General features: G+C 67.5%; 20 protein-coding genes. 12 read left to right on the plus strand and 8 right to left on the minus strand.

The genetic code is table 11. The features are described 5' to 3' along the window. Positions 1-53 precede the first annotated feature (53 nt). Complete coding sequence (locus tag TQ29_RS16980; RefSeq protein WP_054540135.1) at positions 54-1,046, plus strand: LLM class flavin-dependent oxidoreductase; 993 nt, start codon at positions 54-56, stop codon at positions 1,044-1,046. Here the strand turns inward: TQ29_RS16980 and TQ29_RS16985 are convergent. The 3 genes from TQ29_RS16985 to TQ29_RS16995 are packed head-to-tail and all read right to left on the minus strand — an operon-like array spanning position 1,043 to position 3,592. Beyond that, entirely contained in the window at positions 1,043-2,224 is a 1,182-nt protein-coding gene (locus TQ29_RS16985; RefSeq protein ID WP_082386698.1) for a TIGR03862 family flavoprotein, read from the minus strand. The two genes, TQ29_RS16980 and TQ29_RS16985, sit on opposite strands and share 4 nt — an antisense overlap. Continuing rightward, positions 2,217-2,840, minus strand: a complete 624-nt coding sequence (locus tag TQ29_RS16990; RefSeq protein ID WP_054540136.1) for an enoyl-CoA hydratase/isomerase family protein — start codon at positions 2,838-2,840, stop codon at positions 2,217-2,219. Before TQ29_RS16990 ends, TQ29_RS16985 begins: the two co-directional genes overlap by 8 nt. After that, complete coding sequence (locus tag TQ29_RS16995; protein ID WP_054540137.1) at positions 2,837-3,592, minus strand: SDR family oxidoreductase; 756 nt, start codon at positions 3,590-3,592, stop codon at positions 2,837-2,839. Before TQ29_RS16995 ends, TQ29_RS16990 begins: the two co-directional genes overlap by 4 nt. A 129-nt stretch (positions 3,593-3,721) precedes the next feature. Here TQ29_RS16995 and TQ29_RS17000 point away from each other — a divergent pair, with 129 nt between their 5' ends. The 6 genes from TQ29_RS17000 to lpxK all read left to right on the plus strand — a co-directional run bounded on the left by TQ29_RS17000 (position 3,722) and on the right by lpxK (position 9,996). Further along, positions 3,722-5,236: a DUF2125 domain-containing protein gene (locus TQ29_RS17000; RefSeq protein ID WP_054540138.1), complete on the plus strand. Its 1,515-nt coding sequence runs from the start codon at positions 3,722-3,724 to the stop codon at positions 5,234-5,236. A 105-nt stretch (positions 5,237-5,341) separates the two neighbouring features. Further along, the gene (locus tag TQ29_RS17005) at positions 5,342-6,694 is read left to right on the plus strand and encodes a TldD/PmbA family protein (RefSeq protein ID WP_054540139.1); all 1,353 of its coding nucleotides are present in this window, start codon (positions 5,342-5,344) and stop codon (positions 6,692-6,694) included. Continuing rightward, positions 6,681-7,454, plus strand: a complete 774-nt coding sequence (locus tag TQ29_RS17010; protein ID WP_054540140.1) for a 3'(2'),5'-bisphosphate nucleotidase CysQ — start codon at positions 6,681-6,683, stop codon at positions 7,452-7,454. The genes TQ29_RS17005 and TQ29_RS17010 overlap by 14 nt, the downstream gene beginning before the upstream one ends. Positions 7,455-7,544: 90 nt before the next feature. Continuing rightward, positions 7,545-7,790, plus strand: coding sequence for a DUF4170 domain-containing protein (locus TQ29_RS17015; RefSeq protein WP_054540141.1), 246 nt, complete (start codon positions 7,545-7,547; stop codon positions 7,788-7,790). Between the two features lie 11 nt (positions 7,791-7,801). Then, positions 7,802-8,995, plus strand: a complete 1,194-nt coding sequence (locus tag TQ29_RS17020; protein WP_054540142.1) for a 3-deoxy-D-manno-octulosonic acid transferase — start codon at positions 7,802-7,804, stop codon at positions 8,993-8,995. Next, positions 8,995-9,996 carry a tetraacyldisaccharide 4'-kinase gene (lpxK, locus tag TQ29_RS17025; protein ID WP_054540143.1) on the plus strand — a complete coding sequence of 334 codons (1,002 nt, stop codon included), beginning with the start codon at positions 8,995-8,997 and terminating at the stop codon, positions 9,994-9,996. The genes TQ29_RS17020 and lpxK overlap by 1 nt, the downstream gene beginning before the upstream one ends. 36 nt (positions 9,997-10,032) lie before the next feature. On the opposite strand, the gene TQ29_RS17030 is transcribed toward lpxK, so the two are convergent. After that, entirely contained in the window at positions 10,033-10,668 is a 636-nt protein-coding gene (locus tag TQ29_RS17030; RefSeq protein WP_054540144.1) for a DsbA family protein, read from the minus strand. Between the two features lie 13 nt (positions 10,669-10,681). After that, positions 10,682-11,203, minus strand: a complete 522-nt coding sequence (locus TQ29_RS17035; RefSeq protein WP_054540498.1) for a DUF721 domain-containing protein — start codon at positions 11,201-11,203, stop codon at positions 10,682-10,684. A gap of 87 nt (positions 11,204-11,290) precedes the next feature. Between TQ29_RS17035 and mutY the strand changes: the two genes are divergently transcribed. The 4 genes from mutY to TQ29_RS17055 all read left to right on the plus strand — a co-directional run bounded on the left by mutY (position 11,291) and on the right by TQ29_RS17055 (position 15,342). After that, positions 11,291-12,349: an A/G-specific adenine glycosylase gene (gene mutY, locus TQ29_RS17040; RefSeq protein WP_054540145.1), complete on the plus strand. Its 1,059-nt coding sequence runs from the start codon at positions 11,291-11,293 to the stop codon at positions 12,347-12,349. 12 nt (positions 12,350-12,361) lie between these two features. Then, positions 12,362-13,519, plus strand: coding sequence for an alkane 1-monooxygenase (locus TQ29_RS17045; RefSeq protein ID WP_054540146.1), 1,158 nt, complete (start codon positions 12,362-12,364; stop codon positions 13,517-13,519). A 93-nt stretch (positions 13,520-13,612) separates the two neighbouring features. Further along, entirely contained in the window at positions 13,613-14,542 is a 930-nt protein-coding gene (locus tag TQ29_RS17050) for a diacylglycerol kinase family protein (protein WP_054540499.1), read from the plus strand. Then, entirely contained in the window at positions 14,539-15,342 is an 804-nt protein-coding gene (locus tag TQ29_RS17055) for a metallophosphoesterase (protein ID WP_054540147.1), read from the plus strand. The genes TQ29_RS17050 and TQ29_RS17055 overlap by 4 nt, the downstream gene beginning before the upstream one ends. 83 nt (positions 15,343-15,425) lie before the next feature. On the opposite strand, the gene TQ29_RS17060 is transcribed toward TQ29_RS17055, so the two are convergent. Then, the gene (locus TQ29_RS17060; protein ID WP_054540148.1) at positions 15,426-16,538 is read right to left on the minus strand and encodes a site-specific DNA-methyltransferase; all 1,113 of its coding nucleotides are present in this window, start codon (positions 16,536-16,538) and stop codon (positions 15,426-15,428) included. Between the two features lie 90 nt (positions 16,539-16,628). Beyond that, entirely contained in the window at positions 16,629-17,267 is a 639-nt protein-coding gene (locus tag TQ29_RS17065; RefSeq protein ID WP_037204617.1) for a ribonuclease HII, read from the minus strand. A 153-nt stretch (positions 17,268-17,420) separates the two neighbouring features. Here TQ29_RS17065 and TQ29_RS17070 point away from each other — a divergent pair, with 153 nt between their 5' ends. Further along, entirely contained in the window at positions 17,421-17,711 is a 291-nt protein-coding gene (locus TQ29_RS17070; protein WP_054540149.1) for a hypothetical protein, read from the plus strand. Between the two features lie 18 nt (positions 17,712-17,729). Here the strand turns inward: TQ29_RS17070 and TQ29_RS17075 are convergent, their stop codons facing one another. After that, entirely contained in the window at positions 17,730-18,713 is a 984-nt protein-coding gene (locus TQ29_RS17075; RefSeq protein ID WP_054540500.1) for an aldo/keto reductase, read from the minus strand. Between the last annotated feature and the right edge of the window lie 4 nt (positions 18,714-18,717).

The following is an 18,717-nucleotide window of genomic DNA, read 5'->3' on the forward strand; positions in this document are numbered from 1 at the left end:
TTCCCGCGCCCGATCCGCCCCACATAAGGCAGAGTGAACAAGGATACCCACCCATGACACCCTATTCCCTGCTGGACCTCGCCCCGATCCCGGAAGGCTTCACCGCCGTCGACGCGCTGCGCAACACCGTCGATTTGGCCAGGCATGCCGAAACCTGGGGCTATCAGCGCCACTGGATGGCCGAACATCACAACATGCCCGGCATCGCCAGCGCCGCCACCGCCGTGCTGATCGGCCATGTGGCCGGGGCGACGCAATCCATCCGTGTCGGCGCGGGGGGCATCATGCTGCCCAATCACGCGCCGCTGGTGGTGGCCGAACAGTTCGGCACCCTGGCCACGCTTTATCCCGGCCGGATCGACCTTGGCCTGGGCCGCGCGCCAGGCACCGACGGTGCCACGGCCCGCGCCCTGCGGCGTGGCATGCAGGCCGGTGACACTTTCCCCCAGGACGTGCAGGAGCTGATCGGCTATTTCGGCGAGGCCGACCCCAAGGCGCATGTCCGGGCCATTCCGGGCACCGGCACCCATGTCCCCGTGTGGATACTGGGTTCAAGCCTCTACGGCGCGCAGCTTGCCGCCCATTTCGGCCTGCCCTATGCCTTTGCCTCGCATTTCTCGCCCGACGCGCTGGAACAGGCGTTCGAGGTTTACCGCCGCAGCTTCCGCCCCTCGCCGCATCTGGATGCGCCCTATGCGATGATGGCCATCAACGCCTTCGCTGCCGACACCGATGCCGAGGGCGTGCGCCTGAAAACCTCGATACAGCAAACCTTTGCCAACCTGCGGCTTGGACGCCCCGCCGCGCTGGCCCGGCCCGTGAACAACATTCACGATGTGCTCGATCCCGGCACCGCCGCCTCGGTCGACCGGGCGCTTTCGATCTCGGCCACCGGCGCGCCAGATACGGTGCGTGCAGCGCTTGCCGGATTTATCGAACGCCTCGCCCCCGACGAGATCATCATCACCGGCCAGATCCACGACCATGCCGCGCGGCTGAAATCATTCCGCCTCGTGGCCGAGGCAATGCAGAGCCTCGCGGGCTAGCGGCCCCATTCCGCCGCCGCCCGCCCGGCCCAGAGACCCGTCGCCAGACAGCCGGTCAGAAGATAGCCGCCGGTCGGCGCCTCCCAGTCGAGCATCTCGCCGGCGCAGAACACGCCCGGCAGATCGCGCAGCATCAACCCCGCGTCCAGCGCGCGCCACATCACCCCGCCCGCGGTCGAAATCGCCTCGTCCAGCGGGCGCGGCCCGGCATGGCGCACCGGCAGCGCCTTGATCAGCCGCGCCAGCGCCGCGCCCTCGGGCAGGGGCCGCCCGAATTCCATCAACAGCGCCAGCCGCGCCGGATCAAGCTGCAACGCCTTGCGCAAATGGTTGGAAAGGCTTGTCTTTCCGCGTGGCCGGGCCAGCCGTTCGGCAATCTGGCTTATGCTGCGATCCGGCATCAGATCAATCCACAGCGCCGCGCCTTCGCGCACCGCGCGCGAGATGGCATAGACGCCGCCGCCTTCCAGCCCGCGCCGCGAAATCACATATTCACCGCGCGCCACCTCATCCCCGGCCATCAGCGCCGTGCCCTTCACCGGGCGGCCGAACTGCCGCGCCATCGGTGCCGACCACTCCACCGCCAGGCCCATGTTCGCCGGCTTGAACGGCGCCACGGCAAAGCCGCGCTCTGCCAGCAGCCCGGCCCAGGCCCCGTCGGCGCCCAGCCGCGCCCAGCTTGCCCCGCCAAGCGCCAGAACCGTGACCCCGGGCGCGATCCGCGCCGCGCCCTGCGGCGTGTCGAACAGAAAATCCGCCCCCTCCCATCCGGTCCAGCGCCAGCGGGTGCGAAGCTCGACCCCCATACCCGCCAGCCGCCCCAACCAGGCGCGCAACAGCGGCGAGGCTTTCATCGCCACCGGAAACACCCGGCCGGAGCTTCCGGTGAACACCTCCTGCCCCAACCCGCGCGCCCAAACCTGAACGTCGTTCATATCAAACGCTTCCAGCATCGGCCGCAACGGTTCAGCAGCCTCGCCAAAGGCCGCAAGGAAGGTATCGAACGGTTCGTCCTTCGTCAGGTTCAGCCCCGACTTGCCCGCCATCAGGAACTTGCGCCCGGCCGATGGCTTGCCCTCGGCCACCACGACGCGCCGCCCGGCCTGCGCCAGGGCATCGGCCGCCATGAGCCCCGCCGGCCCGCCGCCGATCACCAGCGCATCCACCGCCTCAGCCATCCGTGCGGCACATGCCCTTGATCGCCACGCGCACCCCGGCATCGCCGGTCTCGGCGGCGGCGACAAGCGCATCCACCGCGTCGGGCAGATCGGCGCCCGGAACGATCCTGTCGATCAGGCCGAAGGCAAAAGCCTCTTCCGCCGTCAGCTTCGCCGCGCCTAGCAGGATCATCTTGGCCCGCGCCGGACCCACCAGCGCCACGAGGCGGCCCGGATCGGACGGCTGCGGCAGATAGCCCAACTGCATCACAGGGTAGAAGAATTTCGCGCCGGGCACCGCAATCCGCATGTCACAGGCCAGCGCCATGCCGAACGCACCCCCCGCCAGCGTGCCGTTCAGCGCCGCCACAGTCAGACAGTTCAATCCGGCGAGCCGCCCCGATACCCGCTCCCACACGCCATCGGTGGCCAGCCCGGCCCTGGCCTCGTCCAGATCGGCCCCGGCGGAAAAGACCTTGCCAGCCCCCGTCAGCACCAGCACCCGCACATCCGACTGCGCGGCATCGGCGAAGATCGCCTCCAGCTCGTCCAGCATCGCGCGCGTCAGCGAATTCGCCTTCGCGGGCCGGTTCAGCGTGACGGTCCAGCGGGCCGCCGTCTGCTCCAGCCCGATCACTGACCAACCCCGACGCGCGCGCGGATCGCCGGATCACGCAGCGAAATCTCCTGGCCGACAAACTCATCGGCATCCGCCGAACACATCCACAACAGCGCCTTGGCGGGCCAGTCCGGCGGAATATGATCCGACCAGTCCAGCGCGCTGACAGGGTTCAGCCCGCTGGCCTTGATCTCGCGCTGCATCCGGGTGGCCACCGTGCCGGGCGACAGGCCCATGGCGCGAATGCCCTTGCCGCGCGTCTCTTTATCCAGGCACATGGTCAGCATCGCGTCACCGGCCTTTGACGTGCAGTAATGGCTCCACCCTTCCAGCGCACTATGCGCCGCGCCCGAACTGATCGTCAGCACCGTACCGCCGCCCGCGGCCACCATCACCGGAACCGCCGCGCGCATCCCGTGGAACACGCCCTTCAGGTTTATGTCGATCACCTGGCCCCAGGCTGCGGGATCAACCTCCAGCATCGGCGCGATCGGCTCTATCACGCCGGCATTGTTGATCAGAACGTCCAGCCCGCCGAACCGGTCCACCGCCGTCCGCACCGCCTGTTCGACATCGCCGTAGCGGCTGACGTCGCAGGAAATCGCCAGGGCCGCCGGCCCGATCTCGGCCGCCAGTTGATCCAGCGCCGCGCCGCTGCGCGCAACAAGCGCCACCTGCGCCCCCGCCGCCGCGAACACCCGCGCCGCCGATGCCCCGATCCCGCGGCTGGCCCCGGTGATCAGCACGCTCTTTCCATTCATATCCGCCATGGTATTCATCCTTTCGGTCGCCCAGACCGTAACCCGCGCGACAAGGTGATTCCCAGCGCCATCCTGCCCTTGACCCTTCCCATTCGAAAGCCGAAGCTCCGGCCAACGAACGCATCGGAAGGCCGCGCCATGACTCACCGCAAACCCGCCTTTGCCGCGGCCCTGCTGGCCGCCGCCTTTTCGGCATCCGGCGCCATGGCCGATATCACCGCCGCGGAAGCATGGGAGAGCATCGGCGCCCTCGGGCAGAGCTTCGGCGAAACCATCACCGGCACGCCGACGATGGCAGGCAATGTGATGACGGTGCGGGGCGTTACGATCACGATGGACATGCCCGAGGCGCAGCTTCAGGGCAAAATCGGCGACATCACCCTGACAGAGCGCGGCGACGGCACCGTCGCGATCACACTTCCGCCGGAAAGCCGGTTCACCTATTCGGGTGGCGCCGACGGGCAGCGCCTGTTCGAGGCGGCGCTGACCATGGCCCAATCCGGCATGACGACCATCGTCAGCCGCACCGGTGCCGAGACCACCTATGATTTCACCGCTGACACGCTGTCTTTCGACATGCGCGATATGGACATGGCCGCCGAAGACAGGCCGGCGGATTTCGGCCTCAGCCTTACCCTGGGGGGGCTGGCCGGCCAGTATCTTGTCGGCGAAGGCCCGCTGATCAGTTTTACGTCGCAGATCAGCGCCGAAAACGCGGCGCTGAGCCTGAACGGCACCGATCCCGCCAGCGACAGCAAAGTCACCCTGTCCGCGCGCATGCAGGATCTGCAGGGCCAGTCCCGCGCCACGCTGCCCGAGGACACCCCGCTGTCTGAAGACATGGGCGCCCTGCTGCGCGCGGGCTTTGGCACCGACGGAGAGTTCCGCTATGGCGCCACGACCTATGCGCAAAGCCTGGATGGCCCCGACGGGCCCCTGCAGGTCATCGGCAGCGCGGCCGGCGGCACCCTGCAGGTTTCCATGATCGGCGACCACCTGTCGTACAGCGGCACGCAGAGCAGCACCGACCTGATCGTGTTGAGCGCGCAGCTTCCCGTGCCCGAGATCGGCGCCCGGATCGACGAAAGTGCCTTCAACCTGACCATGCCAGTCACCCCGACCGAAGAGCCCGCCGATTTCCGCCTGCTGACCGCGCTCAACGGGATCGAGATCGACGAAAAGGTCTGGGCGCTGTTCGACCCCGACAGCCTGCTGCCCCGCACCCCGGCCAACCTTGTGATTGATCTGTCGGGCAAGGCCCGCTGGCTGATCGACATCCTTGATCCCCGGGCTGTCGAAAGCGCCGAGGATCTGCCCGCCGAGATCGAAAGCCTGACCATCAACGAGCTGGAAGTCTCGGCCGCCGGCGCCGCGCTAACCGGGCGCGGCGCGTTCACCTTCGACAATGCGGGCCGCGGCCCGTTCAGCCCGCTGCCCGTACCGCAGGGCAACGTCAGCCTGCGCCTGTCGGGTGCCGATGCGCTGATGGATGCGCTGGTTCAGATCGGCCTGGTGCCCGAGGAACAGGTAATGGGTTATCGCATGATGCTTGGCATTTTCGCCACTCCGCTGCCCGGTGAGGATACGCTGGTGTCGGACATCGAACTGACGCCGGATGGCGGAATACTGGCCAACGGCCAGCCCCTGCGCTGAGGCAGGCACCGCCCCGCACGGCCAAAACGCCCCGTGTTTGCTTGCGCCGGGCGTTCGTGCGCATTACCTCCAACGGATCACAAGCAGAACCGGAACGCCAATTTCATGCCCGAAACCCTTGCCCCGCTTACCGCCCAGCTTCTGGAGGCCGCGAAACGCGCCGGCGCCGATGCCGCCGATGCCATCGCGGTTGAAGGCAGATCGCTGTCGATCGACGTGCGGCAGGGCCGGCTGGAGCAGGCCGAACGCTCCGAAGGGACCGATATCGGGCTGCGGGTGATGGTGGGGCAGCGTCAGGCCTGTGTGTCGGCCTCTGACACCCGGCCCGAAACCATGGCGGAAATGGCCGCCCGCGCCGTGGCGATGGCGCGCGAAGCCCCCGAAGATCCGACCATCGGCCTGGCCGATCCGTCGCAGCTGGCCACCGCATGGGATATCACCGCGCTGGAACTGGCCGACCCCGCACCGGAACCCGCCCCCGGCACGCTGGAAGAAGACGCCCGCCGGGCCGAAGCGGCGGCGCTGGCCGTGCCGGGAATCTCTCAGGTGCAATCGGCCTCGGCCGGGTATGGCCGCCGCCACATCCATCTGGCCGCGACCAACGGCTTCGCGGGCGGCTATGCCCGCACCGACCGGGCGCTGTCCTGCGTCGCCATCACCGGCACCGGCACCGGCAGCGCGATGGAACGTGACTATAACGGCGAAATGCGCATCTTTCAGGCCGACCTGCCCGATGCCGCCGAAATCGGCCGCATCGCCGCCGAGCGCACCGTGGCCCGCGCCGGGGCGCGCAAGCCCAAAACCGGTGCCTTTCCGGTGCTGTTCGACGAGCGTATCGCCGTATCGCTGATCGGCCACCTGCTGGGCGCGATCAACGGGAACGCCATCGCGCGCGGCGCCTCGTGGCTGCGCGATGCGATGGGCGAGCAGGTGCTGCCCGCCGGCCTGTCGCTGATCGAAGATCCGCATCGCCCGCGCATCGCCGGCTCGCGCCCGTTCGATGCAGAAGGCCTGCCGACCAGGCGCAATGCCATCGTCGAGAACGGCATCCTGCAACACTGGATCCTGGATCTTGCCACCGCGCGCAAGCTGGGGCTGGAAAGCAGCGCCAATGCCGCGCGCGGCACGTCTGCGCCGCCGTCGCCCTCTGCCACCAACGTGGCGCTGACCCAGGGCGGCAAAAGCCGTGAGCAGCTTCTGGCCGACATGGGCACCGGCCTGCTTGTCACCTCGATGATCGGCAGTTCGATCAACCCGACCACCGGCGACTATTCGCGCGGGGCCGCCGGCTTCTGGGTCGAAAACGGCCAGATCGCCTATCCGGTCAACGAATGCACCATCGCGGGCAACCTTCGGGATATGCTGAAAACCATCATCCCCGCCAATGATGCCCGCCCGCACCTGTCGCGCCAGGTGCCCAGCCTTCTTGTCGAAGGGCTGACGCTTGCCGGAGAGTGACCTTGCCCTGCTGATCGACGCCGCCCATGCGGCCGGTCACGTCGCCGCGCGCTTCTGGCGCCAAAGCCCCCGAACCTGGACCAAGGACGACCATCAAGGCCCGGTCAGCGAGGCCGACTATGCCATCGACAACATGCTGCGCGATACGCTCACCGCCGCCCGGCCCGATTACGGCTGGCTGTCCGAGGAAACCGAGGATGGCACGGCCCGCCTGTCGGCCCGGCGCACCTTCATCGTCGACCCGCTGGACGGCACCCGCGCCTTTCTGAACAGCGACCGCACCTTCGCGCATTCGCTTGCCGTGGCCGAAGAGGGGCGCGTCGTCGCCGGTGTCGTCTTCCTGCCGCTGCGCGACAAGCTATACACCGCCTCGCTGGGCGGCGGCGCGGCGTTGAACGGCACGCCGATCCGCAGCGGCAGCCGCAGCGGGCTGGACGGTGCCGAGCTTCTGGTCGCCGGGGCGGCGATGCAGCCGAAATACTGGCGGGGCCACGCGCCGCAGATCCACCGCCATCTGCGCCCGTCGCTGGCCTACCGGCTGTGCCTCGTGGCCGAAGGGCGGTTCGACGCGATGCTGACGATCCGTGACAGCTGGCACTGGGACATCGCCGCCGGCGCGCTGATCCTGTCAGAGGCGGGCGCCATCGTGACCGACCGTCTGGGCAGCGCGATCGACTTCAATACCGCGCATCCGGTGTCGCGCGGTGTCGTTGCCGCCGGCCCGGCCCTGCATGGCGAGATGCTCGCGCGGCTGACCTGAGCGGGGCCGGGCCCCGAACCGCCCCCTTTCGCCGCCACGCGGCATCGTCTAGTTTACCCACGACCCAGCGCACAGGAAGCGGAGAGCGACATGACCCAGCGCCTGCACCTTGTTTTCGGCGGCGAATTGGTGGACCCCACCAAAACCGCCTTCAAGGATGTCGATGACATTCATATCGTCGGCATCTATCCCGATTACGCCAGCGCCTTCGAGGCCTGGAAGGCCGAAGCGCATCGCACCGTGGACAATGCCCACATGCGCTATTTCATCGCCCATCTGCACCGCCTGCGCGACGAAGAGACCGAGGCCAGCCCGACCGAAGAGCTTGAGGCCTGAGCCAGCGCGCGATGAGGTGGTCGTCGTTCCTTCCCCGGCTGCGCGGTGCCGCGGCCCCGGCGCCTGCGGACGGCCCCGACCCCTCTGAAAGATTACGGCCTTCCGGCGATCTTGTCTGGATCCACGCGGCGGGCGCGGGTTCTGCCCGCGCGGTATCGGTTCTGGTTCAGGCGCTCAGCGAAGAGGATGACACGATCAGCGTCGTGGTCACCGGCATCGCCCCCGATTGCCCCGATCTGGCCGGCGCCGATATCCTTGTCGCCGATCTGGGCGGTGATCGCGCCGCGCAGGTGCGGGCGTTTCTCGATACGTGGCGGCCCGATCTTGGCCTGTTGGCGGCCTCGGCCATGGCCGGCACGCTGGTTGCCGAGGCGGCGGAGCGCCAGTTGCCGCTGTTCGTGCTGTGCGACACCCTGCCCCGCCGGATACCGCGCCGCACGCTGCGGCGGTTCCGGACGATCCTGGTGACCGACAGGGAGCACGAAGCCCGGCTCCGCAAGGCCGGCGTGCCCGCCGACCGCATCCTGCTGACCGGCCCGCTTCACCAGGAGCCGCCGGTGCCCGGCTGCAACGAAACCGAGCGGGAAAACCTGGCGCGGCTGCTGACCGGCCGCCCGACATGGCTGGCGGCGGGCATAACCGCGGCGGAAGATGCGATCATCGTGGCCGCCCATGCCACGGCGGCCCGGTCCACCCATCGATTGCTGCTGATCCTGGTGCCCGACAATCCGGCGCGCGGCCCCTTTCTGGCCGCACGCCTGCGCGATACGGGCTGGTGCGTCGCCCTGCGCTCTGCCGATGAAGAGCCCGAGGAGGAAACCCAGATCTACGTCGCCGATACCGAGGGCGAGGCCGGCCTGTGGTATCGCCTGTCGCCGGTTGCCTTTCTGGGCGGCACGCTTGCCCGCGCGGATCCTGCGGCGCTGGTCGATCCCGCCGCCGCCGCCGCGCTTGGCTCGGCCATCCTGCACGGCCCGCAGACCGGGCCTTTTTCAGAGTACTACGAACGGCTCGACACATCCGGCGCGACGCGGACGGTCAACGACGACGCCGCGCTGGCCGGGGCGGTCGAGCGGCTGATCGCGCCCGAGGCCGCCGCCGCACTGGCGATCAAGGCCTGGGAAGTTTCGACCGCCGGGGCAGACACGACCCGCCGGATCGTGGAGCGCATCATCGCGGCGCTGGACGACAGGGCGGCAGGCTGATGCGCGCGCCCGGATTCTGGTTTCGCCCGCCCGGCACGCCGGGCGTCCGCGCCCGGCTTCTGGCCCCGCTCGGCGCGGTCTACGCGGCCGCGACGGCCCGGCGCCTGCGGCAGGGCATGCCCTACCGCGCCGCAGTACCCGTGATCTGCATCGGCAATATCAATGCCGGCGGCACCGGCAAGACACCCACCGCAATCGCGCTGATTGCCCGCCTGGCCGAGCGCGGGCTTGCCCCGCATGTCGTGTCGCGCGGGTATGGCGGGCGGCTGGAAGGGCCGGTGCGTGTGGTCGAGCGGCGGCATGGCGCGGCGGATGTGGGCGACGAACCGCTGCTTCTGGCCGCCTTCGCCCCGACATGGGTGGCCCGCGACCGCGCCGCCGGGGTGCGCGCGGCCGAGGCGGCAGGCGCGGATGTGATCGTGCTGGACGACGGGTTTCAGAACCCCTCTGTCGCCAGGGATCTTTCGATCGTTGTAGTGGATGCCGCCCGGGGGTTCGGCAACGGCCGGGTCATCCCCGCAGGCCCCCTGCGCGAGCCGGTGAGCACCGGCCTTGCCCGCGCCGATCTGCTGCTGTCGATCGGCCCGAACGGCGCACAGCGCCGGTTCGCCGCGGAATGGGGCGGCGGGATTGACCTGCCGCATCTGACCGGCGCGCTGGAGCCGCTGCCCACCGGCATGGACTGGGCCGGCCAGCCGGTGCTTGCCTTCGCCGGGATCGGCCACCCGGAAAAGTTCTTTGCCACCATGCGCGGCCTCGGCGCGCGGCTGATCCGGGCCGAGGCGCTGGGCGACCATCAGCCCCTGACCGAAGCCCTGATGAAACGGCTGGAGCTGGAGGCAGCGGCCCTTGGCGCGCAGCTTGTCACCACCGAGAAGGACGCGGTGCGCCTGCCTGCGGATTTCCGGCGCAAGGTGCTTACGGTGCCGGTGCGGCTGACGCTGAGCGACCCCTCGGCGCTGGACCGCGCGCTGGATCAGCTGGGCCTCGCCCCCGGCTGAACCGGGCGCGGCGCGCATGGTCCGGGCATCGGCGGATCAGTCGACCAGCCGAGCGTCGACGATCTCGCGCAGATCCTTGTAGTTCATGTTGGAATGCACCTTGCCGTCGATCACCAGTGTCGGCGTGCCCGAGATGTCATGTTCCTTCATGACCTCTTCGTAATGCGCCACCATGGCCTGCGCCGTTTCGGCATCGGCAAAACAGGCATCGAGCTGTTCGTCGCTCAGCCCGGCCGTGCGGCCGATCTTCTTGAGGTTCTGGGCGATCTCTGCCGGTGTGCCATCGCCGATCCACTCGCGCTGTTTTTCGTACAGCATATCAACGATGCCGAAATACCGCATCTCTCCGCCACAGCGCGCGACCATTGCCGCCCAGAGACCAGGCCGATCGAAGTAAACCTCGCGGTAGATGAACCGTACCTTGCCGGTATCCACGTAATCCGCCTTGAAGCGTGACAGAACATTCTCGTGGAACGTCGCGCAATGCGGGCAGGTGAACGAGGCATATTCGATCACCGTTACGGGCGCGTCCTCGGCCCCCAGGGTCATATCCGCGATCACGGGGGCGTTGCCATCGCCGGCCATGGCCGCATTCTCCTGCGCGGAAAGCCAGGTGCCGCGGCCCATCACGAGCGCGGCGGTTCCCAGAGTCAGGGCGGTTCTGCGGTTCATCAATACGGGCTCCTTACCGTTTTTGCCGGGACAAGACGTTCCGGGCCAATGCCTCCAGGGCGCTGCGCAGGCCGTCGTCGGCGACGTCGCCGGAAAACTGCGCGGCGCGCGCCCGGGTTTCAGGGTCGATGGCGCGGGGCTGTGCCGGGGCCGGCGCGAATTGCGCCTGCCCTTCGGCAAAGCCGATGGGCGCGGTCTGGGTCAGGCGGATCCGCGAAATCGCGGAATAGCCGTAGCAGGCGTTCACCTTCTGGCGGATCTGCTCTTTCTGCATCTCCAGCATCGGCGCGTTCGCGCCGGTGGTCAGGATGGTCAGAGTCGCGCCGAACCCCTGACGCCCGTAATGCACCTTCACCGGGCGGGCCGCGCGGGCGGTATCCTCGCCGACAATCTCGGCCCAGTGGGTCAGAAGGCGGGTCACGGCAAAGCCGCGCTTTTCACCAACGTTGCGAATACGCTCTCCCAACAGGCTCGAAGTCCTTTCGAAGCCCCGCATGCGGCGGGGCGGGCGTTCGGATTGGGCTTTGACGCGCATCTTGCCTGTCATTTCCTTTTCTGTGCTTTATCCTAGTTCCACGCTGCCCCGGCAGCCAGCCAAAACCCGGCGCGAAGGAGATAAAGATTGCGTGACGAAGGGCCAAGCCGGGCGCTGCTTGACTGGTATGATGCGCATGCGCGGGCGATGCCCTGGCGCACCGGCCCCGCCGCGCGCAAGGCGGGCATCCGCCCCGATCCCTATGCCGTGTGGTTGTCGGAGGTGATGCTGCAACAAACCACCGTGGCCGCCGTGCGCGACTATTTCCACCGGTTCACCGCCCGTTGGCCCGGTGTCGGCGCATTGGCCGCCGCCAACGACGGCGACGTGATGGCCGAATGGGCCGGGCTTGGCTATTACGCCCGCGCCCGCAACCTGCTGAAATGCGCCCGCGTGGTCGTGGCGGAACATGGCGGCCGGTTTCCCGAAACCCGCGCCGCCTTGCTGAACCTTCCGGGCATCGGCCCCTATACCGCCTCGGCCATCGCCGCGATCGCCTTCGGCGAACAGGCCACCGTGGTGGATGGCAATGTCGAACGGGTGATGGCCCGTCTCTTTGCGGTGGAAACCCCGCTGCCCGCCGCCAAGCCGGAACTTACCGCGCTGGCCGAAGGGCTGACCCCGCCGGACCGCCCCGGCTGTCACGCGCAGGCGGTGATGGATCTGGGCGCGACGATCTGCACCCCGAAATCCCCCGCCTGTGGCATCTGCCCGCTGCGTGCGCCCTGCCGCGCCCGCGCCCTTGGCACCCAGGCCGACCTGCCCCGCAAATTGCCGAAAAAGCCGAAACCCACGCGCCACGGCATCGCCTATCTGGGGCGCCGTGCCGATGGCGCGTGGCTGCTGGAACGCCGCCCGGACAAGGGGCTTCTGGGCGGGATGCTGGGCTGGCCCGGCGCCGAATGGGGCGATGCCGCGCAAGAGGCCCCGCCACTGGCCGCAAACTGGCGCGACCCCGGCGCCGAGGTGCGCCACACCTTCACCCATTTCCACCTGCGCCTTGCCCTGCGCGTCGCCGATCTGCCGATGGATGCCGCCCCGGCCCGGGGCCGGTTCATCCCGGCGCAGGAGTTCCGCCCCTCTGGCCTGCCCACGGTGATGCGCAAGGCGTTCGACCTCGGGCAACCCGCCCTGGTTCCGGCATAGGGGCCCGACTTCATGCCAGGCCACACACCAGAGCCCCCCACCCGCCGGAGCGCGGATCTGCGCAACGCGCTGCCATTCTGGCTGTCGCTTCTGCTTTTCCCGCTGGTGGTTCTAGGGGCGGCCTACGGCGGCTGGGCCGTTCTTTTGCCGCCGCTCTACGCCTGGGCGCTGATCACGCTGCTGGATCTGATCACGGGTCTGAACCAGCAGAATGCCGACACCGGCACACCCGACGCATCCCTGTTCTGGTACCGGCTGATCACCCTGATCTGGTTCCCGCTCCAGGCGCTGACGATCTATGGCATGATCTGGTGGGTGACCCATACCAGCCACCTTTCGGCGTTCGAGATCATCGGGCTCTTTTACGGCGTCGGGGTGGTGTCGGGCACCATCGGCATCGTCTATGCGCATGAGCTGATGCACCAGAAAAACCGGCTTGAACGCTGGCTGGCCGATCTGCTGCTCGCCTCGGTTCTCTACAGCCACTTCCGTTCGGAACACCTGTTGGTGCATCACCGCCACGTCGGCACCCCGCGCGATGCGGTCACAGCGCGCTACAACGAAGGATTCCACCGCTTCTTTCTGCGCGTACTGCGGCAGTGCCCCCGGTCGGCCTGGCATGCCGAGACGCAGATGCTGGCGCGCAAGGGGCTGCCACGCTGGCACCGCGCAAACCCGTTCTGGCGCTACGGCGCGCTTCAGGCGGGCGCGCTGCTGCTGGCGCTGGCGGTCGGCGGATGGGTCGGCGCCCTGTTGTTTCTGTGGCAGGCGCTGGCCGCGGTCTGGCAGCTCGAACTCACGAATTACATCGAACATTACGGGCTGACCCGCAAATACCTTGGTGACGGGAAATACGAACACGTCCTGCCCCGGCATTCGTGGAACGCGGCGCACAGGGCGTCGAACTGGCTTTTGATCAACCTTCAGCGCCATTCCGACCACCATTACAAACCCGACCGGCGCTTTCCCCTGCTGCAGACCTATGCCGAAGACGCGGCACCGCAGCTTCCGTTCGGCTATCCGGCGATGGCGACGATGGCGATGTTCCCGCGCCTGTGGCGGCGGCGAATGAACCCGCGGGTGCGCGCCTGGCGCAGGCAGTTCTATCCCGAGATTGACGACTGGACGCCCTATAACAGGGGCGACACGCCGAAGCCGCGCGGGGCCTGACGCATCTTTACCGGAACAAGTCGGCCCCTGCCACGTTTGGCCTGCGTGATGCAACAGCTCGAACAGCCGGGCCCCAACCAGGCGGTCAGACATATGCCGGACGTAAACGCCGCCGCAGGGCGCGACCTGTGCGTGATCTTCAACCCCGGCGCCGGGGCCGAGGATGGCGCGCAAACCCGCGCAAGCCTTGAAGAATGGCTGCGCGACCATCCGGGGCGCAGCAACCTGAAACAGATCGGTGAAGGCAGTGATATCGTCGAAGAGACGCGCCGGGCGATGGACGAAGGATATGGCACCATCGTTGCCGCGGGCGGCGACGGAACCATCTGCGCCGTCGCCTCGCAACTGAAGGGTACGGATCATGTGATGGGCGTGCTGCCGCTGGGCACGTTCAACTATTTCGCGCGCGGACTGGGCATCCCCGAAGCCCCGGACGAGGCGATGGCCGTGATCCGCGGCGGGCAGACCGCGCCCGTTTCGGTAGGCGAGGTGAACGGCAGAACCTTTCTGAACAACGCCAGCCTTGGCGCCTATCCCGCGATCCTCGATCAGCGCGAGGGCGTCTATCGCCGCTGGGGCCGCAGCCGGATCGCGGCTTATTGGTCCGTCATCGTGGCGCTGGTGAATTTCACCAACCCGCTGACCATGCGCATCGTCGTGGATGGCGAGGTGCGCCGGATGCGCTCTCCCTTGGCCTTTGTCGCCAACAGCGCCTATCAGCTTGAACAATTCGAACTGGAGGGCGCCGACCACGTGCGCAACGGCAGGTTCGCCCTCTATGTCGCCGCCGATCACGGGCGCCTGGGGCTGGTGCGCCATGCCCTGATGCTGGCCAACCGCAGCATGCAGGTGGGCCGCGATGTGGAGCTGATCGGCGGCCGCGACATCGTGATCGAAACCCGGCGCAGCAAGAACCTGATCGCCCGCGACGGCGAAAAGGAAGTGATGACCGCCCCGCTGCATTTCCAGCTGCGACGCGACGCGCTGACCGTGATCGTCCCGGCCGGCGACGGGGGCGCATGAGGCGGATCGTCCACATGTCGGATCTGCATTTCGGGCGCACGCGGCCTGAATTGCTGGATCCGCTGCTGACGGCCGTGAACGATGCCGCGCCGCATCTGGTGGTGATCTCGGGCGATCTGACCCAGCGCGCGCGGCACAGTCAGTTTCAGCAGGCCCGCGCCTTCATCGACAGGATCGAAGCACCCAGCCTGATCGTGCCGGGCAACCATGACATTCCGCTGTACAATCCCCTCTTGCGCTGGATCACGCCCTTCGCCCGCTACCGGCGCTGGATCGGCGACCAGTTGGAGCCGGAGCATAACGATCCGCAAATGCGGGTGGCCGGGCTGAATACCGTCAACCCCTACAGCGGGCAGCGCGGCCGGATCCGCCCCCGCGCGGTCACGCGGGTCTGCCAGACCTTTGCCGAGACCGGCCCGATCAACATTCTGGTCGCGCATCACCCGCTGGAACAGGGGCCGGACGCGCGCAAGAAACTGATGCGTGGCGCCTCGGGCGCGATCGACAGGTTGGCCGGTTGCGGCGCGGATATCGTGCTGAGCGGGCATCTGCACAGCTGGAACGCCGGGCCGTTCGTGTCTCGTACCAACCAGAGGCGGATGTTGCAGCTTCACGTGGGCACCGGCCTGTCGACGCGGCTGCGCGACGAGCCCAACGATTTCGCCATTCTGACGCTGAAAGGCGACGAGGCGGTTATTCAGCGCATGACGGCAGAGGGGGAAACACCGCAGTTCCGGCCGGCCACCACACATGTCTTCCGCCGCAGCCCCGCGGGCTGGGCGGCCATCGCGCCCGGTTGAGCAAAAAAGCCCCGCCGAAGGGCGGGGCAAGTTGATGCCGTGGTGTCAGGCCACAGGCACCGGCGGTAAACCGTGTGTTGAAATCAGTTCGGGCGCTCGGACATTTCGGCGCGGATCTGCTGGCGCAGCAGATCGATCGGCACCGCCTTGCCATCACGCTTGAAGCACCAGTAGGTCCAGCCGTTGCACGAGGGCGCGCCTTCCAGCGCGGCGCCGACCTGATGGATCGAGCCCCTCACATCCTGCGCCACGAGCGTGCCGTCGGCGCGCACCTTGGCCGTCTTGCCGCGCGGCGAGGTCAGAACCTCGCCCGGCTGCAACATCCCGCGCTCTACCAGCTGGCCAAACGGCACCCGCGGCTCGGCCCGCTTGGAGGTGGTAACGGCGAGCGATTCCCTGTCGAACTTGCGCACCTTGGCGATGCGTTTCTCGGCCACCTCGCGATAGGCCTCTTCGCGTTCGATCCCGATGAACTCGCGGCCCAGCTTCTTGGCCACCGCGCCGGTGGTGCCGGTGCCGAAGAACGGATCGAGCACCACATCGCCGGGGTTGGTCGAGGCGACCATCACCCGGTGCAGCAGGCTTTCGGGCTTTTGCGTCGGATGCGCCTTGTCGCCGTTTTCGTCCTTCAGCCGCTCATGCCCGGTGCAGATCGGCAGCACCCAGTCACTGCGCATCTGGATACCTTCGTTCAGCGCCTTCAGCGCCTCGTAGTTGAACGTGTATTTGCTGGCTTCTTCCTTGCTGGCCCAGATCATCGTCTCATGCGCGTTGGTCAGGCGCTTGCCGCGGAAATTCGGCATCGGGTTGGACTTGCGCCAGACAACGTCGTTGAGGATCCAGTAGCCGGCATTCTGCAACGCCGCGCCGACGCGGAAGATGTTGTGATAGGATCCGATCACCCAGATCGCGCCATTCGGTTTCAGGATGCGCCGCGCGGCGGTCAGCCATTCCTGCGTGAACCTGTCATAGGCCTGAAACGAGGCGAACTGATCCCACGCGTCATCCACGGCATCGACGCGCGAATTGTCGGGGCGGTGCAGCTCTCCCTTGAGCTGCAGGTTATAGGGCGGGTCGGCAAAGATCAGGTCGACGGAGTTTTCCGGGAGGCTGTTCATAACCTCCACGCAATCGCCGGCCAAAATCTGATTCAGCGGAAGCGCAGGCGCCCCCTTTTGTTTGGTCATCGTCTTCATCTCTGCCTCTGTGCCGCGCCGATTTGGGCGTCGTGTTTGTTGAGGTCAAAGATGAGTCAAAGGCGATTCGCCGTCAAATTCTTTTTTGAATCAGTCACTTACAGATTTGTCTTGATACAAGATATTGTAGACGGGCTTGAAGGAACGTCTATGGTGTGGGGTCACACCAAGATTTCGCAGCGCCTCCATATGCGCTTTGGAGCCGTATCCTGCGTTCGTCTCCCAGCCATAGCCCGGATGCTGTTGCGCCAAATCCACCATGATCCGGTCACGGCATATCTTGGCCGCAATCGACGCCGCCGAAATCGACAGTGAACGGGCATCGCCCTTGATGATCGCCTCGCCCGCGCAGGGCAGATCCTTTGGCAGAAGATTGCCGTCGATCAGCGCAAGGTCGGCCCGCGCCGGCAGCCCCGCGATGGCGCGGCACATGGCAAGATGCGACGCGGCAAGGATGTTGATCCGGTCGATCTCTTCCACGCTGGCATGGGCGACCGACACATCGGCAACCTCGATCAGCTCGGCATAGATCGCTTCGCGGCGTCGGGCGCCCAGCTTTTTGGAATCGTTCAGCCCGGCGGGAATGCGCGCCGGATCGAGCCGCACCGCGGCGGCGGTCACCGGACCGGCGAGCGGGCCGCGGCCCACCTCGTCCACGCCGATGACGGTGCGGGCACCGCGCGCGAACGCGGCCTGTTCGAAGCTGAAATCAGGGGCAGTGGTGATCATGACCCGACATCGCCCGCCGCCGGACCCGCCGCAAGTGAAAACCGTCGGCTCGGCAGGCAGGTGCCGGGGCGCGGCCCCCCGGCGGGCCGATAACCGGGGCATGACGCAGGAAGATTGTTGAATAACACCCGCCGGATCGCCACACTCACCCCCATGAACAGCCGCTTCGTAATCCCGCTTTGCCTGGCCTTGCTTTCGGCCGTTCCGGCCTCGGCCGCCTGTTTCGCCGACTACAAGGCCAAGCGGGACAATCCGCTGCGTCTTCACTACGGCGTCATCGAGCTTCCCGATTCCGCCTGCGCCAGCACCGCCGCCGCGGCGGCGGAGATCCGCACCCGCCTCGCACGGGACGGCTGGACGCTGCTCAACGTCATGTCGATCTTCGAGCGGGACGGGCTGGCCGAACGCAAACCAAGCGCCGGCCAGTTCTTCCTGCGCTACTGAGACAGCGCCCGGACAGGGTCAGACATTGACCCCTTTCATCCCCTCTTCGCTATACCGCGCGCCGATGACGGGCAGGCTGCCCGATGCCTCGGTCAGTGCGGCCATCTGCGCGTCGCTCAGTGTCAGGCCCACGGCGCCCACGTTGTCCTCAAGGTATTTCACCCGCTTGGTGCCGGGGATCGGCACGATATCGTCGCCCTGCGCCAGCAGCCATGCCAGCGCCACCTGCGCCGGTGTCGCGCCCGCATCTTGGGCCACGTCGCGCACCTTGTCGGCCAGGGCCAGGTTGGCCTGCAGGTTGTCACCCGCAAAGCGCGGCAGGGCAGCGCGGAAATCACCCGCCTCGAAATCCTGCGCGCCGGTGAACCGCCCGGTCAGAAAGCCGCGGCCCAGCGGCGAATAGGGCACGAACCCGATGCCAAGCTCGCGGCAGGTCGGCAGGATTTCGGCCTCCACCTCGCGCGTCCACAGGGAATATTCGGTCTGGAGGGCGGTCACGGGATGCACCGCATGGGCCCGGCGCAGGGTTTCGACGCTGGCCTCGCTCAGCCCGATATGGCGGATCTTGCCCTCGGCCACGAAGTCCGACAGGGCGCCCATCACCTCTTCGATCGGGCGGTCGGCCTCGATCCGGTGAACATAGTAAAGGTCGATATGGTCGGTGCCGAGCCGGGTCAGCGACGCCTCCAGCGCCTTGCGGGCATAGGCCGGGCTGTTATCCACACTGCGGCCATATGCGCCGGGGTCGCGCACGACGCCGAACTTGGTCGCCAGCACCACCCGGTCGCGCTTGTCCTTGATCCAGCCGCCCAGCAGCTCTTCGTTATGGTGCGGGCCATACATGTCGGACGTATCGTAGAAGGTGATCCCAAGCTCCAGCGCCCGGTCGAGCACGCGCAGCGATTCCGCATCGTCGCGGGCGCCGTAGAATTCGCTCATACCCATGCAGCCGAGCCCTAGGGCCGAAACGGTCAGGTCTTTCGTCAAATTGCGGGTCTGCATCATG

The organism is Actibacterium sp. EMB200-NS6 (assembly GCF_001305615.1).
GTDB lineage: Bacteria > Pseudomonadota > Alphaproteobacteria > Rhodobacterales > Rhodobacteraceae > Actibacterium_A > Actibacterium_A naphthalenivorans.